Source organism: Protofrankia sp. Cj3 (assembly GCF_917627355.1).
Taxonomy (GTDB): domain Bacteria; phylum Actinomycetota; class Actinomycetes; order Frankiales; family Frankiaceae; genus Protofrankia.
Genome location: NZ_CAKJTR010000315.1, coordinates 1 through 3,212 on the forward strand (window position 1 = coordinate 1; position 3,212 = coordinate 3,212).

Annotated in this window: 2 protein-coding genes and 1 pseudogene; 2 read left to right on the forward strand and 1 reads right to left on the reverse strand. The window is 65.3% G+C overall.

Annotation, left to right across the window (positions count from 1 at the left end; all coding sequences use genetic code 11):
• Together aspA and sthA are read left to right on the forward strand one after the other, a co-directional pair.
• Nucleotides 1–261: pseudogene (gene aspA, locus MJ783_RS22955) on the forward strand (aspartate ammonia-lyase); the annotation flags it as partial.
• A 549-nt stretch (nucleotides 262–810) separates the two neighbouring features.
• On the forward strand, nucleotides 811–2,220 hold the full coding sequence (gene sthA / locus MJ783_RS22960) for a Si-specific NAD(P)(+) transhydrogenase (RefSeq protein WP_239313912.1): 1,410 nt from the start codon (nucleotides 811–813) through the stop codon (nucleotides 2,218–2,220).
• A gap of 139 nt (nucleotides 2,221–2,359) precedes the next feature.
• On the opposite strand, the gene MJ783_RS22965 is transcribed toward sthA, so the two are convergent.
• Nucleotides 2,360–2,923 (reverse strand): NUDIX hydrolase, encoded by a 564-nt coding sequence (locus MJ783_RS22965; RefSeq protein WP_239313914.1) that lies wholly within the window; start codon nucleotides 2,921–2,923, stop codon nucleotides 2,360–2,362.
• Nucleotides 2,924–3,212: the final 289 nt, after the last annotated feature.

The window sequence follows — 3,212 nt, forward strand, 5'->3', positions numbered from 1 at the left end:
CTGTTCGCGGCCCGCGGCGTCGACGGCATCGTCGCGGACGTCGAGCGCTGCCGGCGGTTCGCCGAGTCCTCACCGTCCATCGTGACGCCGCTCAACCGCTACCTGGGCTATGAAGAGGCCGCCAAGGTCGTCAAGCAGTCCCTGGCCGAGGAAAAGACAATCCGGGAGGTCGTCCTCGAACGTGGCTATGTGGCCGCCGGCACACTCACCGAGGAACAGCTGGACGCCGCGCTGGACGTCCTGTCAATGACTCATCCATAGCTGACTCATCCATAGGTTTCCGCGCGGGACCTTCGCGTACACGGAAAACCACGATCGCGCTCCACGGCCCAGTGGGCCCGAAAGCCCCGGGACCAATAGCGACGCCCCGGAGGAGATATGGCCGCACCGGTTTCCGGGCCGAAGCCTTTCTTCCGGACCGGCCTCCCGGACCTCCACACCAGTAAGATCGTAATGGTTGGGAAGATGCCGGGGCTGCTCGCGGCCGAGACCAGCGGGGGCCGTGGAGAACCCCCCAGCAAGTCCCCACGACCCCCGCACCTGGTTCAACGACACGGCTCGACGGAGGTTACGGGCACTCGGAAAATTTTTTCGGCCGCGCCAGCCAGATCCGGTCACCCATGGCCACAGACCGCGTCTATGCCATCACTCAAATCAGGAAGTGCCACCGGCGGCTGCGACGTGCCACCAACGGCTGCGGAGGTGTGCGGAGAAGCGGAGGTAACAACCTGACGATTGAGGCGTCGCGAGCCTTCCGGCCAGATAGCCTCACAGCAATCAATTGTGGGGATTTCACCTGAGGAGGTGACGATGTACGACTACGACCTCCTCGTCATCGGATCAGGTCCAGGCGGGCAGAAAGCGGCTATCGCCGCCGCCAAACTGGACCGTCGGGTGGCGATCGTCGACCGCCGTGACATGGTCGGTGGAGTCTGTATCAATACCGGTACAATTCCTTCGAAAACGCTACGTGAGGCTGTGCTCTACCTCACCGGTATGACCCAACGGGAGATGTACGGGCAGAGCTACCGGCTTAAAGACGACATAACGGTCGGCGACCTGTCCTCACGCACACAGCACGTCATCGGGCGTGAGATCGACGTCATTCGCAGCCAGCTCAGCCGTAACCGGGTCACGCTGCTCATCGGTACGGCAAGCTTCATCGACGCGCATACCATCAGCATCAAGGGCACCGACGAGATCGACGAGCGGCGGGTCCACGCGGAAAAGATCATCATTGCGACCGGAACCCGGCCGGCCCGGCCAGGCACAGTCGACTTCGACGGCCGCACGGTGGTTGACAGCGATCAGATCCTGTCCCTGGACAAGATCCCCGGCTCGATGGTCGTCGTCGGCGCCGGTGTGATCGGTATCGAGTACGCGTCCATGTTCGCGGCGCTCGGTACGAAGGTGACAGTCGTCGAACGCAGGGACCGAATGCTCGACTTCTGCGACGTGGAGATAGTCGAAGCCCTCAAATACCACCTGCGCGACCTTGCCGTCACCTTCAGATTCCGCGAGTCGGTGCTGTCGGTGGGACGCCACAACGGCGGGACGCTGACGTTGCTGGAAAGCGGCAAGAGACTGCCCGCGGACACCGTCATGTACTCGGCCGGTCGCCAGGGGCTCACCACCGCGCTGAACCTCGCCAACGCGGGCCTGAGCGCCGACAACCGTGGTCGGATCAAGGTGGGGTCGGATTTCCGGACCGAGATAGATCACATCTTCGCGGTCGGAGACGTCATCGGCTTCCCCGCCCTGGCCGCGACGTCCATGGAACAGGGCCGGCTCGCCGCCTACGCGGCCTGCGGCGAGGACGTCCACGTGATGCGGCACGACCTGATGCCCATCGGGATCTACACCATCCCCGAGATCTCCTATGTGGGCAGCACCGAGGACGAGCTCACCGAACGGGCTGTGCCCTTCGAGGTGGGAGTCGCCCGCTACCGGGAACTCGCTCGCGGCCAGATCGTCGGCGACTCCTACGGCATGCTGAAACTCCTGGTCAGCTCCGTCGACCGGAAGCTGCTCGGCGTACACGTCTTCGGCACTGGCGCCACCGAGCTCGTCCACATCGGCCAGACGGTGATGGGCTGTGACGGCACGATCGACTACCTGGTCGACGCCGTGTTCAACTATCCGACCCTGGCCGAGTCCTACAAGGTGGCCGCGTTGGACGCGATGAACAAGATGCGCGCCATCGCCCGTTTCAGCGGCTGAGACGACGGGCCACCGCTCGCGCGGGCGAAATCGCGTCCGGGCCGGGTCGCACGTGTTCCTCAACGCAGGCGGCCAGCCGCGCTGACCACGCCTCGGATCGAGGCTCCCCGGGCGCCTCGGGCACCCCGAGCGATACAGATCAGCGGGGGACGCGCGCCCACCCGGATCGGGCGCCGCGGATTCGCAGCTTGTCACCCAGCGTCCCGGGGATTTCCTGAAGGAGCATCCACCGGTGATCTGAGATCTCCTCCGAACGCAGGCGCACGACCTCGTCTGGAACATGTAGCACAAAACGGATGTCATAGTGGATATGTGATGTTTCGTCCCGACCGGGATCCGCCGGGACGACGTACGCATCAATATCCACTGGCCGGGCGGTGTCCGGGATCACGGTGTTCGCGGCGATTCCGGTCTCCTCCGCAAGCTGACGCAGGGCCGTACCGAACAGGGACTGGTCGGTTGCCTCGACATGCCCGCCGGGAAGCAACCAACGGGCCAGGCGCCGGTGGTGGATGTGCAGCACCCGCCAGTCAGCGGTGACCGCGACCGCGCCGCACGTGACATGCCCCGGCATCGTGGTGCGGTCCGTCACCGGCCCCGGCCCGCCCATAGCGGCCAGCACCAGCGGACCCACTGTCTCAAGTTCGCCCGGATTTTCCTCGAGGTAGTTGAGAACCACCCCAGCGACCGCATTGTTGCTCACTGCCACGGCTCATCACAGTACCGGCGAGAAGCCGATCCGGGATGAGCAAGGGCCTACCAGGCGCCGCTGTTTCCATCATGTTCATGAGTGCCGGCCCGGCCGCCGGAGCCCTCCCAGCCCCGGCAGAACCCAGCGACGGCATACGTTTGCCCATGAGCCTGCTCAGCGTGGACCGGCTGCCGGTCGCCGCACCCGCCAGCTCCCGTGTCGCCAGGCCGACACAGCTCCCTCCAGCCCTGAACGGAGCGCGCTGACGGGCCGCCGACAACCATCCCGGCCTGTCAGCGGC